Below are 22164 nucleotides of genomic sequence, written 5' to 3' on the forward strand. Positions count from 1 at the left end.
TCCTGACGGCCTCGGGGGTTCGTACGGCCTTCCGCTGCCACATTACGTGCGCGGACGCGGTGATGGTGAGATCCGTCACCGCTTCCGGCCACCCACGGGGCCTATCCGCGCAGGGCGAGCATCATGGCCTCGACGGCGATCTGCGGGTTGACGTTGGCGTCGAGGCGTTCGCGGCACCGCATGATCGCGTCGATCCGGCGCAGCGTCTCCTCCGGAGTGAACTTCCGGGCGATCTGATCGAGGTCGAAGCGCAGGTCGTCGTTGGCCAGCTCCACCGACGCGCCGAACTGCATCGCCAGCACGTCGCGGTAGAACGACACCAGCTCCAGCAACGCCGCGTCCAGCGAGTCGCGCTTGATGCGGGTGGCGCGGGACTTCTGCCGGTCCTCCAGCTCCTTCAGCGCTCCCGCGCCGCCGCGCACCAGGCCACGGTTGAGCCCCTTGCCCGTGGAGCCCTCGCCGTACAGGCGGCGCAGCTCGGCCGTCTCCGCCTCGTTGAGCGTGGCCGTCGCCGCCGCGGCCTCCTCCTCGGCCGTCTTCACCAGGCGCTCTGCGGCGGACACGCACTCCCCCACGCCCGTCAGCGACTTCGGGATGGCGAGGACGGCCTCCCGCCGCCGCCGGACGTCCTCGTCGAGGGCGAGGGAACGGGCGCGGCTGATGTGGCCCTGGGCGGCGCGCGCGGCGAACCCGGCCGTCTCCCAGGGCACGCTGTCGCGGGTGGCCAGCACGTGGGCGACGGCCTCGGTGGACGGCGTGGCGAGGGTGACCAGGCGGCAGCGCGACCGGATGGTGATCATGAGGTCGTCGGGCGCCGGGGCGCACAATAGCCACACGGTCCGTGGTGGCGGCTCCTCGATGGCCTTGAGCAGGGCGTTCGCCGCGGACTCGGTGGCCCGGTCGGCGTCCTCGAACAGGATGACCCGCCAGCGGCCCTGCGTCGGCGCGCCGGCGGCGCGCAGGATCAGCTCGCGGGTCTGCTTGACGCTGTAGGACAGGCCGGCCGGGCGTACGGACTCGAGGTCGGGGTGGGAGCCGATCAGCACCTGGTGGCACTGGTCGCAGTGGCCGCAGCCGCCTTCGGGGCACAGCAGCGCCGCCGCGAACGCCCGCGCGGCCTCCTCCCGGCCCGACCCGGGCGGGCCGGTGAACAGCCAGGCGTGCGTCATGCCAGCGCCGCGCCCGCCCCCGATGACCTCGGCGGCGGCCGCCGCCGCACGCGAGAGGACGGCCACGGCCTGCTCCTGCCCGACGAGGTCGGCGAAAACTGTCACGCACAAAGGCTAGTCGCGCCCGCGGGGCGCCGCACCACGACGGACGTCCGTGCCGGCTAGAAGTCGCGGATGGCCGGCATGGTGCCCGTGGCGTCTTCGGTGTCCTGGGGGACCGGGTCGGGCAGGATGTCGCGCATCCGGTCCTGGATGGCCTGGGTGATCTTCTCCGGAGGCAGCGTGCCGTCGAGCACCAGGTAGCGGTCGGGCGCGGCGGCGGCCAGGGCGCGGAACTCCTTACGGACCCGTTCGTGGAACTCCAGCGGCTCGGACTCGATCCGGTCGGCCGCACCGCCGAGCCTGGTCAGCCCCACCGAGGGCGGCACGTCGATCAGCACGGTGAGGTGCGGCACCAGCCCGCCGGTGGCCCAGGCGTTGACCTTGGAGACGTCCTCGGGGGCGAGGGCCCGCCCGGCGCCCTGGTAGGCCAGCGACGAGTCGACGTAGCGGTCGCAGACCACGATGGCGCCCCGGCGCAGGGCGGGGTGGATGACCTTCTCGACGTGCTCGGCCCGGTCGGCGGCGTACATGAGCGCCTCGGCCCGGGGCGACAGGCCACGCTCGGCCGCGTCGAGGAGGATGGCCCGCAGCCGCATGCCGACCTTGGTGGAGCCCGGCTCGCGCGTTTGGACGACGTCGTAGCCCTGGTCGCGCAGCCAGATGGCGATCATCCGCGACTGGGTCGTCTTGCCGGAGCCCTCGCCTCCCTCGAAGGCGACGAACACCCCGGGCAGCTCCGCGGCGACCCCCGAACCGGGGCGCTCCCCGCGCACGGCGGCGATCAGGTCCTCGGACAGCGGGACGCCCTTGCGGTCGTCCATGTGGCGCAGCGCCAGCAGGCCCACGCCCACCGCCAGCATGCCGCCGAGCACCAGCACGAGGTTGGACCCGTCGAACCGGTAGGACAGCCGCCCCAGCTCGAAGGTGTGGGCGCCGAAGAGGGCGGCGAGCGGGTTGGCCAAGGCGACCACGAGCAGCAGCGTCACCCGCGCGGTGGACTGCAGGAAGGAGAAGGTGCGGCCCCGCATCGCGTCCTCGACCTCCAGGCCGATGAGCGTGTAGCCGATGATCCACGCGATGCCCGCGCACGCTCCCAGCAGCACGGTCAGCATGACGACGATGGCGAGGTTGTGGACCAGCGCGATGGCGACCAGCACCACGCCCGCCACGGTGATGGCCAGGCCGAACAGCCGGCGCCTGGACAGCTCGCGCAGCAGCCGCAGCCCGAAGAACATGCCCAGCGCCATGCCGACGAAGACCGCGCCGAACACGACGCCGTAGGCGGCGTCCCCACCGCCCAGAGCGGCCACGTAGATCTTCGCGACGCCCACGACGGCCCCGCCCGCCGCGAAGGCCCCCAGCATGCCGATGATGAGCCCGCGCACGAGCCGGTTGCCGCCGACGTAGCGCCAGCCCTCGATGATCTGCTTGAACACCGACGGGGCCGAGATGCCGCCGTCGCGCCGCGGGATGCCGCGCAAGGTGAAGATCAGGAACGCCGACACCAGGTAGGCGCAGGCGTTGACGACGAGCGCCAGCGTGGTCGGATCCACGCCGGACAGCAACGGCACCACGTTGGTCAGCACGTCACCCGCGACCGACAGGGCCGCGAACAGCGTCGCCGCGACCGGCGCGCTGCCGTAGGTGACGAGCAGGTTGAGCCGGTTGGCCGACTCCAACTGCTCCTTGGGCACCAGGTTGGGCACCGTGGCGTCCTTGGCCGGCACCCAGAACAGGTTGGCGCACTCGACCAGCAGCGTCGCGATGATGATCCACTGGTAGCTGCCGACCAGCGGGATCGACAGCACCACGACGAAGCGCGCGACGTCGGCGGCGACCATCGTGATCCGCCGGTCGAACCGGTCGGCGAAGGCCCCGGCCAGCGGGCCGAGCAGCACGGCGGGCAGCATCTTGGCGATGAACACGCCGCCGACGGCCAGCGACTGGACGCGGTAGTCGTCGCCGGCGGTCAGGTTTCCGGCGAGGGCGGTCAGGGCCAGGATGTTGAGCCAGTCACCCAGGCTGCACACCGACATGGCCGTCCACAGCCGGCGGAACGAGGCGTTGGCCAGCACGTGGGCGGTGGGAGGGCGTCGGCCAGGGGCGGTCATGATGTCAGCGTATCCAGGTGCTCGCCGGGACTGGGAAGAGCGGGAAACGAGCGTGAATCGCCCGGCTGCTCGCCGCTGAGAGTATTACGTCCGTGGGCCGGTGCGCAGGTTTCACACCGGGAATGGGCCCTCTGCGTGACCATCGGTCGCCCTCCCGTCTCGATCGCCCGCCCGCCCGCCGGCGCGCGCCGCGGACCCGTGCCCCGCAGACCCGTGCCCCGCAGACCCCTGCCCCGCAGGCCCTTGCCCCGCGGACCCGCGCGCGGCGGCCACCAGCGGCAGCCAGGCCGCGCGGACGGCGGCCGGCAGCTCCAGATCGGGCCAGAGCTCGGCGAGCAGCACCCCGTCGACGTGGGCCAGCACCTCCTCGGGACCGCCTTCCCCGAGCAGCACCGCGTAGGCCTCACCCCGCTGGGCGCGCTCGGAAAGATCGTAGGTCCGGCCGCGCAACGTGACGGTGGCGAGCGCGCGGGCCGGAGCCAGTCGGGGCAGCCGGGTCGGGACGTTGAAGCGGCGGCCGTCGCCGGCGACACCCTCCGTGAACTGGATCTTGGGCTCCAACGTCAGCCGGAACCCGGCGGCGTCGAGGATCCGCCCGGCGGTCTCCAGCGTGGGCGACTTGCGGCCGTGCTCGTACGCCGAAAGCGTCGTCCTGGACGTGCCGCTGAGGCCGGCCAGCACCGACTGCTTCATGTTCGCCGCGTGCCGGGCCTGCTGGAACAGCAGGCCGCCCCGCTCCGCCCAGAACGTGACGTCGGGCACGCCCTGCCCAGCCGCCACGCCCTCGGCCGACGAAGACATCATGCCACCTCCGGTGTATCCCCTCGGATACTACTACGCTCGGGTGGCGGGCGTCACCAAGGCGTCGCGTACCGTCACGGCGCTACGCGTGCAGCTCGACCAGCGTGACCTCCGGCGGCGCGCCCACGCGGACCGGCGGCCCCCAGAAGCCCGCCCCCCGCGTCACGTACACCGGCATGCCGTCCACCGTGCCCAGCCCCGCCACGACCGGCTGCTGCAGCGGTACCACCAGGTTGAACGGCACCATCTGCCCCCCGTGCGTGTGCCCCGAGAGCTGCAGGTCCACCCCGTGCCGCGCGGCCTCGGTGGCCAGGACGGGCTGGTGCGCGAGCAGCACCGTGGCCCGCCCCGGATCACGGCCGGCCAGGGCCTTGCCGAAGTCGGGGCCGCCGGCCAGGGTGGCGCCGTTGACGTCGTCGACCCCGGCCAGGTCGAGCACGCCGCCCTGGTGGCGGATCTCCACGCGCTCGTTGCGCAGCGACCGGATGCCCAGCTCCCGCAGCTTCTCGATCCACTCCTGCGGTCCGTTGGCCGTGTAGTACTCGTGGTTGCCGGTCACGAAGTAGGAGCCGTACCTGGCCTCCAGCTCGCCCAGCGGCTTGGCCTGCTCCCCCAGCTCGGCCACGGTCCCGTCGACCAGGTCTCCCACGATCGTGACCACGTCGGGCCGCTGGGCGTTGATGATGCGGACGATGCGCTCGGCATGGGCCGTCCCGGTGAGCGGGCCGAGGTGGATGTCGCTGACCACGGCGACCCGCAGGCCGTTCAGGCGGGGGTCCAGCTTCGGCAGGGCGATCCTGACGGGTTCGACCACGGGGTCGCCGAGTGCGGTGCGCACGCCGTAGCCGACCGTGCCGAGCGCGCTGACGCCCGCGACGGCGGCGGTGGCCCGCCCCAGGAAGAGCCGCCTGCTCATGGCGTCGCCGCCCGACACCGCACCGCCCGCCGGCTCTCCGCCCGAGGCCCCACCGCCGGCCGACGCGCCGCCCGACACCGCACCGCCCGCGTGCTCCCCACCGGGCGCCTCACCCGCCGCGCGCTCGCCGCCCGCGACCCGGCCGACCGGCACGGCGGCGGGAACGGCCGCGGGAGCGGGCGCCGACCGCCGCATCAGCCGCCACACCACCGCCCGCGGCACCTCAAGCAGCACGAGGAAGACCAGCAGGTAGAACATGACCGCCAGCCACATGTAACCCGGCCAGGCCAGCCAGAACCCGTCCTCCGACCGCGAGCCCGCGAACGTCACCACCACCAGCACGCCCAGCACCGCCAGGACCGCCGTCAGCACCCGGCGCGACCTGCTGCGGGGCCGGGTGGTGGACCGCACGAGCCGATACCACAGGTAGACGTGCACGGCGACGGTCACCGAGAGCACCATCGCGAGGAAGCCTATGACCACGCCGTCATGCTACGAGCAGACCCGCGATGCGCCGCCCGGCCCCCTGAGAGGCCTCTCAGGACTTGGCGGCCGGCTTGCGCGCCGGCGCCTTCTTGGCGGCGGGCTTGCGCGTCGTCGTCTTCTTCGGCGCGGGCGCCCGCTCACGCCGCTCGGCGAGCAGCTCGGCGGCGCGCTCGATGGTGATGTCCTCGACCGTGTCGCCCTTGCGCAGCGAGGCGTTGGTCTCGCCGTCGGTGACGTACGGGCCGAACCGTCCCTCCTTCACCACCACCGGCTTCTTGGAGTTGGGGTCCTCGCCCAGCTCGCGGAGCGGCGCCGCGGCGGCCGCCCGGCCCCTGCCCCGCTGCTTGGGCTGCGCGAACAGCTCCTTGGCCTGCTCGATCGTGACCGTGAACAGGTCGTCCTCCGCGGCCAGCGACCGCGAGTCGGTGCCCTTCTTCAGGTACGGGCCGAACTTGCCGTTGTGCGCCACGACCTGCTCGCCCTCCAGCTCGCCCACCGTCCGGGGGATGGACAGCAGCCGCAACGCGTCCTCCAGCGTCACCGTGTCGAGCGACATGCTCTTGAACAGCGAGCTGGTGCGCGGCTTGGGCGCGTCGGCCTTCTTGGTGCGCTTCTTCGGCGCGCCTTCGTCCTCCTGCGTGGGCAGGACCTCGGTGACGTACGGGCCGAACCGCCCGTCCTTGGCGACGATCAGGTGGCCGGTCACCGGGTCGCGGCCCAGCTCCCGGTCGCCGGTCGGCCGCGAGAACAGCTCCTCGGCCTTCTCGGCGGTCAGCTCGTCGGGCGTCATGTCCTCGGGCACGTTGACCCGGGCGCCGTCGCGGTCGAGGTACGGCCCGTAGCGGCCGACCCGGATGACGATGTCGGTGCCCCGGATCGGGAAGGAGCTGATCTCCTTGGCGTCGATGTCGCCGAGGTCGGTGACCATCTCCTTCAGGCCCTCGTCGCCGTCGTGACCGTAGTAGAAGCGGCGCAGCTCCGGCACCCGCTCCGCCCGGTCGTTGGCGATGTCGTCGAGCACCTTCTCCATCTCGGCGGTGAAGTCGTAGTCGACGAGGTTGCCGAAGTGCTGCTCCAGCAGGTTGACCACGGCGAACGCCAGGAACGACGGCACCAGCGCCGTCCCCTTCTTGAACACGTAGCCCCGGTCGAGGATCGTGCCGATGATCGAGGCGTACGTGGACGGCCGCCCGATCTCGCGGTCCTCCAGCTCCTTGACCAGCGACGCCTCGGTGTAGCGGGCGGGCGGCTTGGTGGAGTGGCCTGCCACGTCGAGCCGCGTGACGCTCAGCGTGTCGCCCTCGGCCAGGTTGGGCAGCCGCTTCTCGGAGTCGTCGCGGTCGGTGGCCGGGTCGTCGGCCCCCTCCACGTACGCCTTGAGGAAGCCGTAGAAAGTGATCGTCCGCCCGGACGCGCTGAACTCGACGTCCTCGCCCGAGGAGGACCGGCCGGCCACCTTCACCGAGACCGACTCGCCGACGGCGTCCTTCATCTGGGACGACACGGTGCGCTGCCAGATCAGCTCGTACAGCCGGAACATGTCGCCGGACAGCCCCGTCTCGCCGGGCGTGCGGAACTCCTCGCCGGACGGGCGGATCGCCTCGTGCGCCTCCTGGGCGCTCTTGACCTTGCTGCTGTAGACGCGCGGCTTGTCGGGGACGTACGCCGAGCCGTACAGCTTGATCGCCTGGGAGCGCGCCGCCGCGATGGCCGTCTCCGACAGCGTGATGCTGTCGGTCCGCATGTAGGTGATGAAGCCCTGCTCGTAGAGGCGCTGCGCCACCTGCATCGTGTACTTCGCGGAGAAGCCCAGCTTGCGGCTGGCCTCCTGCTGCAGCGTGGTCGTCCGGAACGGCGCGTAGGGCTTGCGGGTGTACGGCTTGCGCTCGACGGACCGCACGGCGAACGAGGCGCCCGCGAGCCGGCCGGCCAGCTCACCGGCGGCGGCCTCCGACAGGTGGAGCACCTCGCTCGACTTGAGCGTGCCGGTGCTGGCGAAGTCGCGGCCCTGCGCGACCCGCCTGCCGTCGACCCCGGTCAGCGTCGCGGTGAAGTCGCGCGGCCGCTCCTCGGCCCGGCCGGTGTCGAACAGCGCCTGCAGGTCCCAGTAGTGGGCGGGCGTGAACGCCAGGCGCTCGCGCTCCCGCTCGACCACGAGGCGGGTCGCCACCGACTGGACGCGGCCGGCCGACAGACGCGGCTTGACCTTCTTCCACAACACCGGGCTGACCTCGTAGCCGTAGAGGCGGTCGAGGATGCGCCGGGTCTCCTGCGCGTCCACCAGGCGCAGGTTGAGGTCGCGCGGGTTGGCCACGGCGTCGCGGATGGCCTGCGGGGTGATCTCGTGGAACACCATGCGCCGCACGGGCACCTTCGGCCGCAGCACCTCGCGCAGGTGCCAGGCGATGGCCTCACCCTCGCGGTCCTCGTCAGTGGCGAGGTAGAGCTCGTCGGCGTCCTTCAGCAACTGCTTGAGCTTGTTGACCTGCGCCTTCTTGTCGGCGTTGACGACGTACAGCGGCTCGAACCCATGGTCGACGTTCACTCCCAGCCGCGCCCACGGCTGCCCCTTGTACTTCTCGGGGATGTCGTCGGCCTTCTCCGGCAAGTCACGGATGTGACCGATGCTGGACTCCACGATGTAGCCCGCACCGAGGTACCCGGCGATCGTCTTCGCCTTCGCGGGCGACTCGACGATCACCAGGCGTGTTCCGCCGGCGCTGCCGTTGTTGGCTGGCACGCTGCTTCCTACCTCGCTGTTCGCTCGCAAATCCCCCTACCGGGAGCCGGCACAGATCTCAAAAGGTAACCCGGCTCGCCGAATTTTCCTTCCCCCGGGCTACCCACTGGCTTTCGGGTCCACCCACAAGGACGCAGAATAAAGCCAGACGAGCAGCACCGCGCCCTGACTCACCCTGGAGACTAATCGTTGTGCTCGACTACTCCTACATGGATATCTTCATCCCGCGCGACCTGTCCCGCGAAGCCGCACGTCAACTGCTGACCGAGCACGCGGAGTACGGGCAGTGGGAGCTGTCGCGGGTCCGGCTCCATCCGGACGGGAGCCGTCAGGTGCGGCTACGCCGCAAGGTCATCCGGGTCCGCAGCACCCTCTGAGAGCACGGAGCACACTGCCGAGGGTACGCGCTCCGGGAGGCGGGCATGGCTTTGCCCGCCTCGGGCCGCGCCCCCGAGACGGGCAAAGCGTCAGGCTCACCAGCCGCTCACCGGGCCGACGAAGGACGGGGTGAGCGGCTGATGAAGCGTGCGGGGCGGTCTGGCGGACCGCCCGGCCACGGCCTAGCTGCGGCCGAGGCGGAAGCGGCGGGTGGCCGCGAACAGCACCGCCGACCCGGCGGACAGCGCGCCGAGCACGAGGGCGAACAGCGCTCCGGTGTTCATCCCGGTGACACCGGAGGGCCGGGCGGCGCTCATCAGGCCGACGTCACCGACCGGCAGGCTCCGGGTGGCCGACGTCACGGCGCCGCCCACCGGGGTCTTGGCGACCAGCGCGGTCGCCGGCTCGGCGGCGGCCAGCGGGCCGGCAGCCGCCGAGCCGGCCGTACGGGCCTTCTTGCCGGGCTTGACCGGCTGCTTGACCGGCGTGGCGGGCTGTGCGGGCAGGCCGGGCAGACCCGGCAGGACGGGCAGCCCGAACGTGTCGGAGACCCCGCCGACCACCGGCAGGCTCGCGTCGCCCACGGCAGGCAGCGCGGCGGCGGTCCTGTGCTTGGCGGCCTTGCCGGCCGGGTGCTGGTAGCCCGGGTGCCCGTCGACCGGCTTGCCGACGCGGGCCCCGCCGAGGCATCCGGCGGCGGCGTCGCCGAGGACGGCCACGGCGTTGCCGCACACGTTGATCGGCGCGGTGATCGGCGCCACGACCTGGTTGCCGCCCAGGATCGAGCCGCGGCCCGAGGTGGTGTTGCCGCCCGCCCCCGCCCCGCGCCGGCCGTTGTCGACGCTCGCGCCGCCCTCGCAGCGGGCCCTGGCCAGCCCAAGGGCGGCCACGGCGTTGCCGCAGGCGTTGATCGGCGCGGTGATCGGCGCGGTGATCGGCGCGACCACCTGGTTGCCGCCCAGGATGGAGTGGCGGCCGGAGGTGGTGTTGCCGCCCGCCCCGCGGCCGGAGTTCTTCACCGACGCCCCGCCCTTGCACCCGGCGAACGCCTTGCCGAGGACGGCGACGGCGTTGCCGCACACGTTGATCGGCGCGGTGATCGGCGCCACGACCTGGTTGCCGCCCAGGATGGAGTGGCGGCCCGAGGTGGTGTTGCCGCCCGCCCCGGAGCCGTGCCGGGCGTTGTCGACGCTCGCGCCGCCCTTGCAGCCCGCGACCGCGTTGCCGACGGCGTTGCCGCAGGCGGTGATGGGCAGGCTGATCGGGGCGACCACCTGGTTGCCGCTGCCGGCGCCGAACCGGCCGTCGGTGTCGTTGCCCTGCGAGCCGTGGCCGGGCCGGCCCGGGTGGTAGCCGTGGCCGCCCTTGCCCTTGCCGGAGTTCTTGACCGTGGCGCCGCCCTTGCAGCCCGAGAAGGCCCGGCCGAGGACCGCGACGGAGTTGCCACAAACGTTGATCGGCGCGCTGATGGGGGCGACGACCTGGTTGCCGCCCAGGATGGAGTGGCGGCCGGAGGTGGTGTTGCCGCCTGCCCCGCGGCCGGAGTTCTTCACCGACGCCCCGCCCTTGCACCCGGCGGCGGAGCGGCCGAGGACCGCGACCGCGTTGCCGCAGGCGTTGACCGGCGCGGTGATCGGCGCGACCACCTGGTTGCCGCCGAGGATGCTGTGGTCGCCGGAGGTCTGGTTGCCTCCCGCGCCGCCCTTGCCGGAGTTCTTGACCGTGGCGCCGCCCTTGCACCCGGCGGTGGAGCCGCCGAACACCGACACCGCGTTGCCGCAGGCGTTGACCGGGGCGCTGATCGGCGCGTTGACCTGGTTGCCGCCGAGGATGCTGGCGTCGCCGGACGTCCGGTTGGGGATGCCGCCGCCGCGCTGGTTGTCGACCGACGCGCCGCCGTGAGAGGAGGCGCGGGACCCGCCGGCCACGGCGACGGAGTTGCCGCTGATGTCGATGGGCAGCGAGATCGGCGCGTCCACCTGGTTGCCGCCGCCGATGGAGTGGTCGCCGGAGGTGTCGGCCATGGCGGTGCCGCCGCCGAACGACATGACGGCAACGGCCAGCAGAGCCGCGGGAGTGGAAACCTTCGCCCACGTACGCATGATGAATGCTCCTATGAGGTTCTTGGGGGGATTACCTGACAGTTCGCGGGCAGCCGAGACCGTACGAGGCCGGAACAGCGCCACACACAGCGCGGCCTCGGGTTCGCGAACCAGTGAAGTGACTGACGTGTCACCCGCGGGCGGAGGGGATCATGGCCACGCTCCGCCGCCGGCACGGGAAGGCCGGAACGAGTCGGGGATCAGTCAGGTGAGAACGAAGGGTCGTCCGCCGCTGTGCGGACGACGGGGGGAAGCACGCACGCCAGGTGGGCGCGCCGGGCTTCGATCCGCGGGTCGTGGACGGACCTCGCGACGTCCCCCATGCACGGCCCGAAGGGGCCGCTGCCACCGCCGTTGGGCACCAGACCATCGGTGCCCGCCATCGAGCTGGCGGTGGAAGGTGCGGGCAGGCCGGGGTCGGACTGGCTGGTGAGCCCGTCGACCGTCAGCCCTGCCATCGCCTCGGCGTTGTCCGGCGCCGAGACCGTGCCGTCAGCCGTGGGGAAACCGCCCTCGAAGGGCCCGGTGACGGTCAGGGGCGCGCCTGCTCCGGTGGCCGCGGTGGAGTCCGCGACGGACGGAGCGGCGGGAGCGGGGCCGGTCGCGACGGCGGCCGCAGAGGCCGGAGCCGCGAAGGACGCCCCGAACAGGACGGCGAGCAGCCAGCCCGCGGCCACCAGGCCGCCGACCAACGACGCTCGTACGATGAGCCGACGGGCACCGGCCGCGAACCGCGCCATCCGGCTGGCCCGCTCGGTGATCGTGTCCGTCGTCGGGACGGGCGCGGGCACACGGCACGCGACCGGGGCGTTCGCCCTCGGCCTCCGCACCGGCATGCGTGCCACGTGACCCTCCCCTTGCTCCAGAACCGACCTCACGATGTGAGGCCGGTCCATGGACTCACCCCTCAACGGTCCGTAACCGTAGCACCACCCAAGGTGTTCGCAACGGCTTTTCAGCCGAGAGCCAGGAAACGGTCAAGCACCCACCGCCCGAACCACCGCGAACCGCCCGGCCGCCCCTCGCCAGACCCCGCGACACACCACGGAACCTTCTCGCACGGGCCTCCTCCGGCCGGCCGCCGCATACTCGGTATGACGCACCCCCCAGAGTTTGCTAACCTAACTGAGCCGACGCGGGATGACGGTCCCACGTGCAGGCACCAAGTCCGGGTGGCGGAATAGGCAGACGCGCTAGCTTGAGGTGCTAGTGCCCTTTGCGGGGCATGGGGGTTCAAGTCCCCCCTCGGACACAGGATTACCCCAAGAAGAGCCCGCCCTGAGGGGCGGGCTCTTCTGCATTGAGCTCAGTTACGACACGGGTCGCCGCGTGGCAGACGATCACCAGGCCATTGGCTCGTAATGCAGAGACGATCTCTGCCGGCCCCTCTCGTCCTCTGCCACCCGCATGCGCTAATAGTTCTGCCAGCAGCCGGTCCTCACGCATGTACAGAAACTTCGGGCCGGACGCCTCGCGAGGTCTGGCGCTGGTGTAGCCGTGACGGCACCGATAGCCGGGACGTCCGTTCGCCCAATGCGAATCCAGACGACGCCCGCAGAACCCGCACTTCAGTAGGCCCGCGAGCAGATAGATGCGGGGACCGCCGTCCTGGGTGGGTCGAGCAGCCCGGACCACCTGCGCGGCGACGAAGTCGTCGTCGCTGACCAGTGCCGGATGGCTCCGCTTCGTCGAGATCGCCCACTCTTGGGACGCGTTCCAGCCGCGCGCCGTTGGATCGGTGACGCTGCTGTTCCGACGGTTCCAGACCTGGCGACCGGTATAGCGCGGATTGCTGAGGATCGCGGCGACGGTTCGTAGCGTCCAAGCATGCCCGGATCGGTGCGGGTTGCGCTCGCGATCCACGTCCGAGGGGCACGGTACGCCGCGTTCGTTCAGCATCCGGGCGATCCGCGCCACGCTGACACCCGCCAGCCGCTGCGCGAACATCCACCGTACGTGCGGTGCCGTGGCCGGGTCGGGGTCAAGCCGGTGCAGACGGCGCCCCCAACGGGCGTGCGCCCGGTTCGGATGCGGACCCGCGTCGACCAAGCGATAGCCGTACGGCGGCCGTCCACCGAGAAACCGTCCCTGATCGGCAGCCTGGCTCCGCATCGCGGCCAGCACGCGGTAGCGGGCCCGCAGCACCTCCCGCTGTGATTGCCCGCCCAGCAACAGCATCAACGCCTGATGCATCAGGATCTGCGCCGCCTCACGCTGCCACCCACACGAGGAGACAGGATCCTGGAAATCCTCGGTGGAGGTCCGCGCGTAGAGGGCGAACCGCAACGGCCCGTCCTTCGAACGATGATGACGAGATCGCGGACTGATGACCTTGCGCTGGACCCAGCTGTCGAACAAAGAGGACATACCTGGTTGACGCAGGAATGCGCCGCCTGTGACACCACACCTGAGGCATCATGGAGAGGCTCAACGACGTGATCCAGGAGGTGAGCATGGCCATTGATCGGTTCACTACGCCGCTGTACGGCATCGCCGAAGCTGCCGGCTACCTCGCGATCCCCGCCTCCACCTTCACCAATTGGGCCTTCGGCTACCAACGCCGTCAGCCCGGCGGCCGTGCGATCCGCGCCAAGCCGGTCATCACCGCCATCCGGGCAGAGCGGCCGAACGAAGCGTCCGTGCCGTTCATCGGCTTGGCCGAGGGCTACGCCCTGGCCGCATTCCGGCAGGCGGGCGTACCGCTGCAGCGCATCCGGCCGGCAATCGATGCGTTGCAGCGGGAGCTCGGCCTGGAACATGCCCTGGCCAGCCGCCGGCTCTTCACCGACGGCGCCGAAGTCCTCTACGACTACGCCGAGCACGTCGGCGACGACTCGGCCCGCGAACTGGTCGTCGTCCGCAACAACCAACGAGTTTTCACCGAGATCGTGCAGAACTACCTGCGCCGCGTGCACTTCGCCCACGACGGATACGCCGAAGTGATCACGCTTCCGCAATACCGCGTCGCCGAGGTCACGATAGATGCCCGCCACGCCTTCGGCCGGCCCCGGTTCGCCCGCGGGGGCGCCAAGATCGAGGACGCGATCGACCTGTTCCGGGCCGGAGAGCCCGTCGATGTCGTAGCGGAGGAGTACGGGCTCACCCGCGACGAGATCGAGGATGTCCTGCGTGTCGCCACCCGAACAGCCGCGTAGGTTCTTCGTCGATCGCAGTCTCGGCCGGGTCGCCGTACCCAAACTGCTGCGCCGCGGCGATCTCACCTCCGCCGCCTACGCCGAACGCTTCGTCACCAACCAGCAGGCCGTCTTCGCCGCCTCCAACAGTCCTGGCCCCTTCATCTACGCCGTCCACACCGATCGACTCGAGCGCCTGTATCCCTCACATCACTGACACCTGCGGCGTGGTCGCCGGGTGTGATGAACTGGAGCATGCCCAAGAGCCGCGGCCGCCGCAAGGCCACCGGCAGCAAGCCGGTCCGTCGTTCGCCCCTGCCACCGCGCCGATCTGACCTGCTGCTGCGTGACGCACGGCAGCTCACCGGCCTGGCCGATCCACTGATGGCCGAGATCTGGGCCAGCGGTTGGCTCGGTCAAGCGTGGGTGACCGCGGAGCTGAGCGAACGCGAGGCCGAGCATCGGTTGTGCATGGAGGTGACCGGCCGGGCATGCACCACGCCCTCACCCCACGGCTTGGCCGCGATCGCCGCGCTGGCGCGGGTCGCACCCGCCACCGACATCACCATGCTGGCCGAGACGATCGACATCCTGGCCGAGACCCAGCCACTGCCCTCCTGGTCCACCACCATGTCCGCGGACGCCGCATGGACCGCGGCGTCGGCGTGGCGAGCGGTGGACGTGTGGGACAGCGAACAGGTGCTGCTCGTCGATTACGACGGCCCGCACCCCCACACGTTGATGGCCCAGGTTCTCAAGCCCGGGGGGCTGATGATCGGCAAGATCGCGGTCCTGGAACCCGGCGCCGCCGCACAGTGGGACCAACGACACGAATCCGACGAGGTTCCCATGCCGATCAGCCAGGCTCCGGTGCCCGAGGTGCTCGCCGACCTGGCCGATGCGTTGCGCACCACCGATATCACCTGGCCGCGCAACGACGACGAGGACTTCGTCGACAATCGGGCGCTGGCCTGGTCCCGCTGCCGCGATCACCTGCCCAGTTGGCCCGAACGAGACAGCCTGCCCGAAGCCGAACGCCACCGCCTGATCCAGGAGTTCACCACCGCCAACCATTTGGACGACGACGTGAGCAGGTCACTGGCCGAGCTGTTCCTGGACTACGGCGAGGGCTACATGATCTCCGGCCCGCTGGCTTGGAGCCCGGCCGAGGTCATGCTGCTGCTCACCGACTGGCTGCCACGCAAGGCCGTTCTCGACGCCGACCAGCGCGCGGCCCTTCCCAACGTGCTGCGCCAGTGGGTGGCCTACGCCCTCGGCCAGCGCGGCGTCGACGCACACTGGATCACCCCGGTGGTCGACGCCGTCGACGCCCACCTTCCCGCCTTCCGGCAGGCGTTCGATGACGGCACCTCCTGGGGACCCGCCAAACAGATCGCCGCCGCTCTCACCGACCGCGGCATCGACCTCACCGACCGGCAAGCCGTCGACGATGCCATCCACGGCCTCAACGCCGAACGACTCGCACGCCGCCTCCTCCCGTGATCAGGTGCAGGCACCAGTGAGCCGCGTTGAGCACCCTCGCCCACTGGATCGGCCCGGAACCAGGACGGCTGGAGGACATCTCGCTGGACCTCAGCAACGCCGAGGTGGCCTCGACGACCCCGACGGCCGACATGACGCCCTACTCCTCCGAGTACGAGGGCTACATGGGCAACTACGGCAACACCCTGGACCGCTGGTACCGGCGGGCGGCGCTGGTCATCTGGCCCCGGAGCCGGGGCTTCGCCGGCCGGGCCGAGGCGTCTCCAGGATGGGCACTGGACGAACTCGCCGCGACGGCCCGGGCCGGGAAGATCGCGGAAGCTCGTGAGGCGGCGCGGTCGCTGGAGTCCTTCTGGCACGCCGCCGGCCGTTACCCCGGCCAGACCGAACTGGTCGGCAAGGCGCTGGAAGCGGCCAGGGAGCTGGATGACGCGCAGGTCGCGACCATGCTGCTGCGGCCGTTCGCGCTGGAGCGGCTGGTCCCTCCTCATGGTCCGGCATTCGCGGCCCTGGCCACGCACTACGGCGACATCTGGATAGACGGCCTGCTGCGCCACTGGACAGAGGGCTGGCGACCCGGCTCCTACGGTCTCGCCCAGGCGCCGTTGGAGTGGTTCGAAGATCTCCCACGGCTGTGTGCCGCGCTCTCGGTGGAGGAGAACGCGTCCACCGCAGCCGCCCGCCGCATCGTCGAACTGTCATGGACGATGTTCGCGAGCCAGGTCGCTCCAGCACTCGACGGGCCGCTCACCTCCCGGCGGGAAGCATGGCTGACCGCCTTGGGGGCGCCGTGCTCCGGGATCATCGCGGCTGCGGACGGGCTGGAGTCAACGGGCGTTCTGGAGAACGCCCACAAGCTCGCGCGAACGGCCGGTGATCGGGCGCACGCCCTGGCGATGGCGACGCTGCGTGCCGCCGGGACGCGCCGAGCGGGCTTCGACGAGCTGGCCCTCTACTGTGCCGATCGAATCCGCGCATTACTGGCCCAGCCACAACGCGCGCCGGGCGACTGGTCGATCGAGCTGCCCACCGGATGCGCGTGCGAGCTGTGCGAGAAGCTCGGCACGTTCCTCCGAGACCCTGAGCGACGCGCTCTCGACTGGCCGCTCGCGAAGGACAAGCGCAGGCACGTCCACGCCAGGATCGATGAGGCTGAGCTGCCGGTCCATCACGAGACCAGGCGACAGGGCCGCCCATACACCCTGGTACTGACCAAGACCGAAGCCCTGTTCGAACGTGAGCGTCTCGCCCGCGAGCGCCACCAAGCGGATCTGGCCTGGCTCACCGATGAGTGGAAGGTTTCCACCTGATCCGTCACGGACATGGTCGGGCCACGTGAATGTGGTGTACGGGGATGTGGATGGCGGCAGGCCATGATGCGCTGCGCGGCCGGAACCGCCTTCAACTCCCCCTCCAGTTGAGCACGCTCGCTCTTGGTCTCGTTGATCCACGAGGAGATCTCAATCGGGTCACCTCCCGCGTCGAGCGCGGAACGGTACTGGATACTGACGCCCCACTGCTCCTTCGCGAATCTCCTCTCGCGTCATGCGGCGCCTGCCGCCTACCTGTCGCAGCTGTGCTCGTGCGGTCGTTCGCTGTGCCTGCGTCTCCGTCATCCACTGGGTGACGAGTGCGGGGTCCGCCCCGCCTCCAGGGCGGTCGGTGCCGCGCGAGCTTGCGGTCCACTCCGCGATGGCCGGCTGCTTGACGGCCGTACGAGCATGACCCGATGCAAAGGCGCATGTGGCGCGCGACTGCGGGTAGTCAGTCCCGGGACTTCGCCCATCTACCGGCGAGGAGCACCAATGGCCACCAGCGAACAGCATCGGCCGGAGATCGTCGTCGGATTCGTGGCGACCCCGCCGGACTACCCGGCGCAGGTGGTTGCGCGGCTCACCGCCGAGCTGCCCGACCGGCTCGCCGAGCGGGTGGACCCGGACGTGCGGTGGACCGTCCGGGAAGGCTGGGGCGACGTGGCTCCCCGCCGCGACGGCGGCGTCGAGGCGCTACTCGACGATCTTGCCCACCGGCGTGCCGACGCCCGGTGGGACGTCGCGATCTGCCTGACCGACCTGCCGCTGCACACCGAGCGCGTGCCGCTGGTCGCGCAGACGTCCGCCCGGCGCCGAGTCGCGATGGTGTCCTTGCCCTCGCTGGGACTGCGCCAGCTGCGAGCGGTCCGCGCAGCCGTTCCGGATCTCGTGGGCCGGCTACTCACTGACGCTTCCGAGGAGCGGGTACTGCCGGCCGGTGGGGCACCGGCTGAGCTGGCCGGCCGGATTGCCGCCATTCACCGGGTGGTCGGCGAGGTTGACGCCGGGGAACTGGGCTACGTCGCCTCGCGGCTGATCGGCCGGGTGCGGCTGCTGACCGGAATGGTCCGGGCCAACCGCCCGGGGCGCGCCCTGCTGGGCCTGTCCAAATTGCTGGTCGGCGCCTTTGGTACGGCCGCGTTCGCGCTGACCACCAACACCATCTGGCAGATGGGCGATGCGCTCGGCGGACTCCGCCTCGCCGTGATCATGCTTCTCGGGCTGACCGCGCTGGTGATCTGGCTGATCGTTGCGCACGACCTGTGGGAGAAACCGGACGGGGAGACACCGGCTGAGCTGGCCCGACTGTTCAACCTGGGCACGATTCTCACCCTCACCCTGGCCGCCGCGGTGTCCTATCTGGTGCTGTTCGCCGGAACGATACTCGCCGCGGCGCTGCTGATCGACACATCCGTGCTGGGACAGACCCTGCAGCGGCCGGTCGATTTCACCGACTACCTGATCCTGGCCTGGATCATCAGCTCGCTGGCCACCGTCGGCGGCGCGATCGGCTCCGGGCTGGAGGACGAGGACACCGTGCGGGCCGCCGCTTACGGCTACCATCCCGAACCCGGCGGCTGGCGGGACGAGAAGGACGCGTAGTTCCCGCAGCAGGAGCCGTGCGGAAGAGCGCGGCCACGACGGCCGCGAGACTGGCCACCGCGGCGATCAGGATGCCTGTGTCGGTGGTGTGCGTCCCGCCTTCCTCTTCGGCGATGCGCTTGGTCCCCTCGTGGTCCTGCCGCCAGCTGATCCGCCACACCCACGCCAGGACGAGGGAAACCGGCACATCCCAGGTGGCGAAGAAGAACAGTTCAGGGGCGCCGATGAGTGCGACGCCTCCGCCGGCCACGGCACCGAGCAGGACGCACATCAGAACCCGCCGCAAGGAAAGTACCCGCCGTCCGCGACGCCCCTCCATTGCCCCGCCTGCACCAGAGAGCACAGCCAGATCAGCGGCGGTAACCGGCCATGGCCTCCAACCGTGCGATCCGGTCGGCGATCGGTGGGTGGGTGGAGAAAAGCCTCCCGATGCCCCCGCCGCGGAATGGGTTGGCGATCATAAGGTGCGAGGTCGAGGAGAACCGACCGGTCTCCGGCAGCGGCAGTTGCCGGGTGCCCGCATCGATCTTCCGTAGCGCACTGGCCAGCCCGATCGGGTCACGGGTCAGCCGGGCGCCGGACTCGTCGGCCTGGTACTCCCGCGCCCGGGAGATGGCCATCTGGATCATGGCGGCCGCCACCGGCCCGAGGACCATCATCAGGAGGGCACCGAGGAAGCCGGGACCCTCGTCATCGTCACCCCCGCCGAAGAACCCGGCCATGTAGGCCAGGTAAGTGACCATCGTGGCCAGGGCTCCAGCCACGGAAGAGATCAGGATGTCGCGGTTGTAGACGTGCGACAGTTCGTGCCCGAGGACCGCGCGCAGCTCGCGTTCGTTCAGCAACTGGGCGATCCCACTCGTCACACAGACTGCGGCATGACGCGGATTGCGTCCGGTGGCGAACGCGTTCGGCTGCAGGATCGGCGAAACGTACAGCCGGGGCATGGGCTGGCGCGCCTCCTCCGACAGTTCGCGGACCATCTGGTGCAGCGCGGGCCAGTCACCGGGGCCGACAGGCTGTGCGTGCATCGCCGACAGTGCGATCTTGTCGGAGAAGAAGTAGGCGACGCCGTTGCTGACGAGCGCGACCAGGACGGCGATCTGTATTCCGGTGCTGCCGCCGAGCCACCACCCCACCAGGATGATCAGAGCAGACAGGGTGCCGAGCAGTGCCGCGGTACGCAAACCGTTGTGACGCATGGCGTCCTCCTTTCTCGAACACCGATCGCGCCGCGAGCAGAGGCACCAGCAACGCGCCGAATCTCGTCATAGCAGCAGGTCGAAGACACGGATGGTGCGTGTCCACTCCTCGCTCCCCGGGTTCTTGCGAGCAGGCTCCATCACTCTGATCGCCCTGGCGAGCGCCACGGAGAGCCCACCCGACACGGCCGGCAGCCGGGCCTCGGTTTCTTCGCTGAGCGACAGATCCAGCGGAGGCAGCGCCGCGAGCTCCGCCAGGATCGATGCCAGGTCCAGTTCCTCGTCCAGGTCCCGGAAGTCGTGCATGCTCTCCTGCAGTCCTTTGGTGATGGGCAGATCCCAGATCTGGATGATGTCCCGCGCGTTCGACTTCGCGGCGGCCTCGGCGACGACGAGCATGTCGTACAGTTTGCGGTTGACGAAGTCGCTGTAGCGCTTGAGGTCGGACTTGTCCACGTCGAGTCCCGCGGCGGCGCGAAAGAAGTGCTCGAACCTGGAAACTGCGATCACGGGCATGTGGATCACCGTCTTTCCTGTTGATTCCCTGTGGCAGTGAATCTTTCGTGCACCATGCGGACCGCCATCGCGCCTTCACCGACCGCGGAGGCGACTCGTTTGACGGAGCCGCTGCGAACGTCGCCGATGGCGAATACACCCGGGTGCCCTGTTTCCAGGGGGAGGAGGGCGCCCAGGGGCGACGTGCCCTGGCCCGTGACGACGAAGCCGCGGTCGTCCAGCGGGAGAGTTCCCTTGAGCCATGCGGTGTGCGGGTCGGCTCCGATGAAGGTGAACAGCGCGCTGGTCTGGATCTCCAGGAGTTCTCCTGTCCGCGTGTTCTGCGCGCGGACGGCCCGTAGTGTGCGGTCTCCGAGTAGTTCGCGTACCTCGGTGTGGTACCTGATTTCGATGCCGGAAGCTCGGTCGATCTCGTCGACGAGGTAACGGGACATGCTCGCGCTTACGTCGCCGCCGCGCACCAGCATGCATACCGAGGAGGCGTTCCTGGCCAGGTAAAGCGCCGCCTGTCCGGCAGAGTTCCCGCCGCCGACGATGACCACGGGCGATTGCCGGCACATGCGCAGCTCAAACGGTGTCGCCGCGTAGTAGACGCCGGATCCTTCGAATTTTTCCAGGTCGGGAACGTCGAGCTTCCGATAGCGGGCGCCGGTGGCGATGATCACGGCGTGGGCCTTCACGGCGCACTCGCCGTCCACGATGATGCCGTAGTGGCCCTCACGCGGTTCCAGGCTGCTCACCTCGGCGGGGACGGTCAGGCGGGCGCCGAATTTGCCCGCCTGGATGACGGCACGCTCGGCGAGCTCGGCGCCCGAGATGCCGGTGGGAAAGCCGAGATAGTTCTCAATGCGGGACGAGGTGCTCGCCTGGCCGCCCGCGGCTACGGCATCGAGCACGACGGTTGCCAGGCCCTCGGAGGCTGCGTACACGCCGGCGGTCAGGCCCGCGGGTCCCGCGCCTACGACGATCACATCGCATACGGCGTCGCGCGACGCAGGGGCGGGCAGGCCGATGGTCTTCGCCAGTTCGGCCGGGGTCGGGTTGCGGAGCACCTGGTCGCCGTGCCAGATCACCACCGGGGTGTCGTGCGGGGAGATGCGCAGCTCGCGCAGGAGCGCGTCCGCGGTTTCGTCCTCCTCCAGGTCGATCCACCGGTGAGGGATCCTGTTGCGTGCGGCGAATTCGAGAAGCCGCCGGGCATCGGGTGAGTATCGGGAGCCGATGATGCGGAACCCGACGTCCAGACCGATCAGCAGGGCGCGGCGGGTCAGGTAGGCCCGCAGAATGAGGTCACCGAGCGCCGGGTCGCCCGCCACGAGCGTCCGCACCTCGTCGGCCGGCACGGTCAGCACCTCACCGGGCTCCCGCACGACCGCAGTGACGAATCCGGCCTGGCCGGTGAGAAGGCCGAGTTCGCCGAGGAAACGCCCAGGGCCGTGGACTGCGATCGTCCGCTGTTCCGCACCGTCCCCCTCGACCATGGCCACCTTGCCCCGCAGGATCACGATGAACTCGCGGATAGGTTCGCCCTCCCGGTAGAGGACGTCGCCCGGCGACACGGACCGCCGCTCGCCGTGCAAGGACAACTTGGCGATCTGCCCCTCGTCCAGCCGGGGATAGGCCCCGCACAGGTCCGGTGTTTCCACGCCGGAGTGCTCTGTCATGACGGAGCTCGCACTGCGTCTTCGAGCCACTCGCGCAACTGCGGCGCCGGCGCCGCGCCCGCGCGTTGCGCCACGACGCGGCCCTCGTGCAGCACCATGAGCGTCGGGACGGCCGTGATCGTGTATCGGCGGGCGAGGGCCGGAGAGCCGTCCACGTCGACTTTGACGAGTTTGAGCCGTCCCGCCATCTCGCGGGCGAGCTGTTCGAGGGCCGGGGTGACCGTCCGGCACGGCCCGCACCACTGCGCCCAGAAGTCGACCAGGACGGGAAGGTCGGCGCGCTCGGCGACCTCGGCGAAGGTGCTGTCGTCGGCCTCGGCGATCCACGGCAGCGGCCGGTGGCACACCCCGCACCGGGGCCTGCCTCGGTAGGCGTCCGGGACCCTGTTGGGTTTGCCGCAGTTGGGGCAGTTCACGGTGTGCAT

At 70.6% G+C, this 22164-nt stretch carries 19 protein-coding genes, 1 tRNA gene and 1 pseudogene; 8 read left to right on the forward strand and 13 right to left on the reverse strand.

What is annotated here, in order from left to right; genetic code table 11:
• Window positions 1-101: 101 nt before the first annotated feature.
• The 5 genes from ACGF0J_RS30170 to topA form a co-directional block, all read right to left on the reverse strand.
• On the reverse strand, window positions 102-1274 hold the full coding sequence (locus ACGF0J_RS30170; protein ID WP_393151158.1) for a DNA polymerase III subunit delta': 1173 nt from the start codon (window positions 1272-1274) through the stop codon (window positions 102-104).
• A gap of 56 nt (window positions 1275-1330) precedes the next feature.
• On the reverse strand, window positions 1331-3382 hold the full coding sequence (gene tmk, locus ACGF0J_RS30175) for a dTMP kinase (protein ID WP_393151160.1): 2052 nt from the start codon (window positions 3380-3382) through the stop codon (window positions 1331-1333).
• Window positions 3383-3493: 111 nt separating this feature from the next.
• Entirely contained in the window at window positions 3494-4186 is a 693-nt protein-coding gene (locus tag ACGF0J_RS30180; RefSeq protein WP_393151162.1) for a helix-turn-helix transcriptional regulator, read from the reverse strand.
• A 79-nt stretch (window positions 4187-4265) separates the two neighbouring features.
• Complete coding sequence (locus ACGF0J_RS30185) at window positions 4266-5582, reverse strand: metallophosphoesterase (RefSeq protein WP_393151164.1); 1317 nt, start codon at window positions 5580-5582, stop codon at window positions 4266-4268.
• A 55-nt stretch (window positions 5583-5637) separates the two neighbouring features.
• Window positions 5638-8325, reverse strand: coding sequence for a type I DNA topoisomerase (gene topA / locus ACGF0J_RS30190; RefSeq protein WP_393151166.1), 2688 nt, complete (start codon window positions 8323-8325; stop codon window positions 5638-5640).
• Window positions 8326-8534: 209 nt separating this feature from the next.
• On the opposite strand from topA, the gene ACGF0J_RS30195 reads away from it, so the two are divergent.
• A complete protein-coding gene (locus ACGF0J_RS30195; RefSeq protein WP_393151168.1) occupies window positions 8535-8702 on the forward strand; it encodes a DUF5703 family protein in 168 nt (55 codons plus the stop codon).
• A 183-nt stretch (window positions 8703-8885) separates the two neighbouring features.
• Here the strand turns inward: ACGF0J_RS30195 and ACGF0J_RS30200 are convergent, their stop codons facing one another.
• Complete coding sequence (locus tag ACGF0J_RS30200) at window positions 8886-10805, reverse strand: chaplin family protein (protein WP_393151170.1); 1920 nt, start codon at window positions 10803-10805, stop codon at window positions 8886-8888.
• Between the two features lie 200 nt (window positions 10806-11005).
• Complete coding sequence (locus ACGF0J_RS30205) at window positions 11006-11497, reverse strand: hypothetical protein (protein WP_393151172.1); 492 nt, start codon at window positions 11495-11497, stop codon at window positions 11006-11008.
• Between the two features lie 13 nt (window positions 11498-11510).
• On the opposite strand from ACGF0J_RS30205, the gene ACGF0J_RS30210 reads away from it, so the two are divergent.
• Complete coding sequence (locus tag ACGF0J_RS30210; protein ID WP_393151174.1) at window positions 11511-11654, forward strand: hypothetical protein; 144 nt, start codon at window positions 11511-11513, stop codon at window positions 11652-11654.
• Between the two features lie 317 nt (window positions 11655-11971).
• A tRNA-Leu gene (locus ACGF0J_RS30215) sits at window positions 11972-12057 on the forward strand.
• 5 nt (window positions 12058-12062) lie between these two features.
• Here the strand turns inward: ACGF0J_RS30215 and ACGF0J_RS30220 are convergent.
• Window positions 12063-13163, reverse strand: coding sequence for a recombinase family protein (locus ACGF0J_RS30220; RefSeq protein WP_393151176.1), 1101 nt, complete (start codon window positions 13161-13163; stop codon window positions 12063-12065).
• A gap of 59 nt (window positions 13164-13222) precedes the next feature.
• Between ACGF0J_RS30220 and ACGF0J_RS30225 the strand changes: the two genes are divergently transcribed.
• From ACGF0J_RS30225 to ACGF0J_RS30245, 5 genes are all read left to right on the forward strand, one after another.
• Complete coding sequence (locus ACGF0J_RS30225; RefSeq protein WP_393151178.1) at window positions 13223-13960, forward strand: DUF433 domain-containing protein; 738 nt, start codon at window positions 13223-13225, stop codon at window positions 13958-13960.
• Entirely contained in the window at window positions 13935-14156 is a 222-nt protein-coding gene (locus ACGF0J_RS30230; protein WP_393151179.1) for a hypothetical protein, read from the forward strand. The genes ACGF0J_RS30225 and ACGF0J_RS30230 overlap by 26 nt, the downstream gene beginning before the upstream one ends.
• 38 nt (window positions 14157-14194) lie before the next feature.
• A complete protein-coding gene (locus ACGF0J_RS30235) occupies window positions 14195-15442 on the forward strand; it encodes a hypothetical protein (protein ID WP_393151181.1) in 1248 nt (415 codons plus the stop codon).
• A 26-nt stretch (window positions 15443-15468) separates the two neighbouring features.
• A complete protein-coding gene (locus ACGF0J_RS30240) occupies window positions 15469-16752 on the forward strand; it encodes a hypothetical protein (RefSeq protein WP_393151183.1) in 1284 nt (427 codons plus the stop codon).
• A gap of 495 nt (window positions 16753-17247) precedes the next feature.
• Window positions 17248-18357, forward strand: a complete 1110-nt coding sequence (locus ACGF0J_RS30245) for a hypothetical protein (protein ID WP_393151185.1) — start codon at window positions 17248-17250, stop codon at window positions 18355-18357.
• 13 nt (window positions 18358-18370) lie between these two features.
• On the opposite strand, the pseudogene ACGF0J_RS30250 reads toward ACGF0J_RS30245, so the two are convergent.
• The 5 genes and pseudogenes from ACGF0J_RS30250 to trxA form a co-directional block, all read right to left on the reverse strand.
• Window positions 18371-18676, reverse strand: a pseudogene (locus ACGF0J_RS30250) (DUF1345 domain-containing protein); the annotation flags it as partial.
• A 31-nt stretch (window positions 18677-18707) separates the two neighbouring features.
• Window positions 18708-19559, reverse strand: a complete 852-nt coding sequence (htpX, locus tag ACGF0J_RS30255; protein WP_393151187.1) for a zinc metalloprotease HtpX — start codon at window positions 19557-19559, stop codon at window positions 18708-18710.
• Window positions 19560-19625: 66 nt separating this feature from the next.
• Window positions 19626-20075: a DUF1931 family protein gene (locus ACGF0J_RS30260; protein ID WP_393151459.1), complete on the reverse strand. Its 450-nt coding sequence runs from the start codon at window positions 20073-20075 to the stop codon at window positions 19626-19628.
• 5 nt (window positions 20076-20080) lie between these two features.
• Entirely contained in the window at window positions 20081-21739 is a 1659-nt protein-coding gene (locus ACGF0J_RS30265) for an FAD-dependent oxidoreductase (protein ID WP_393151189.1), read from the reverse strand.
• Complete coding sequence (gene trxA / locus ACGF0J_RS30270) at window positions 21736-22164, reverse strand: thioredoxin (RefSeq protein ID WP_393151191.1); 429 nt, start codon at window positions 22162-22164, stop codon at window positions 21736-21738. The genes ACGF0J_RS30265 and trxA overlap by 4 nt, the downstream gene beginning before the upstream one ends.

Source organism: Nonomuraea sp. NPDC047897, assembly GCF_043204415.1.
Lineage (GTDB): Bacteria > Actinomycetota > Actinomycetes > Streptosporangiales > Streptosporangiaceae > Nonomuraea.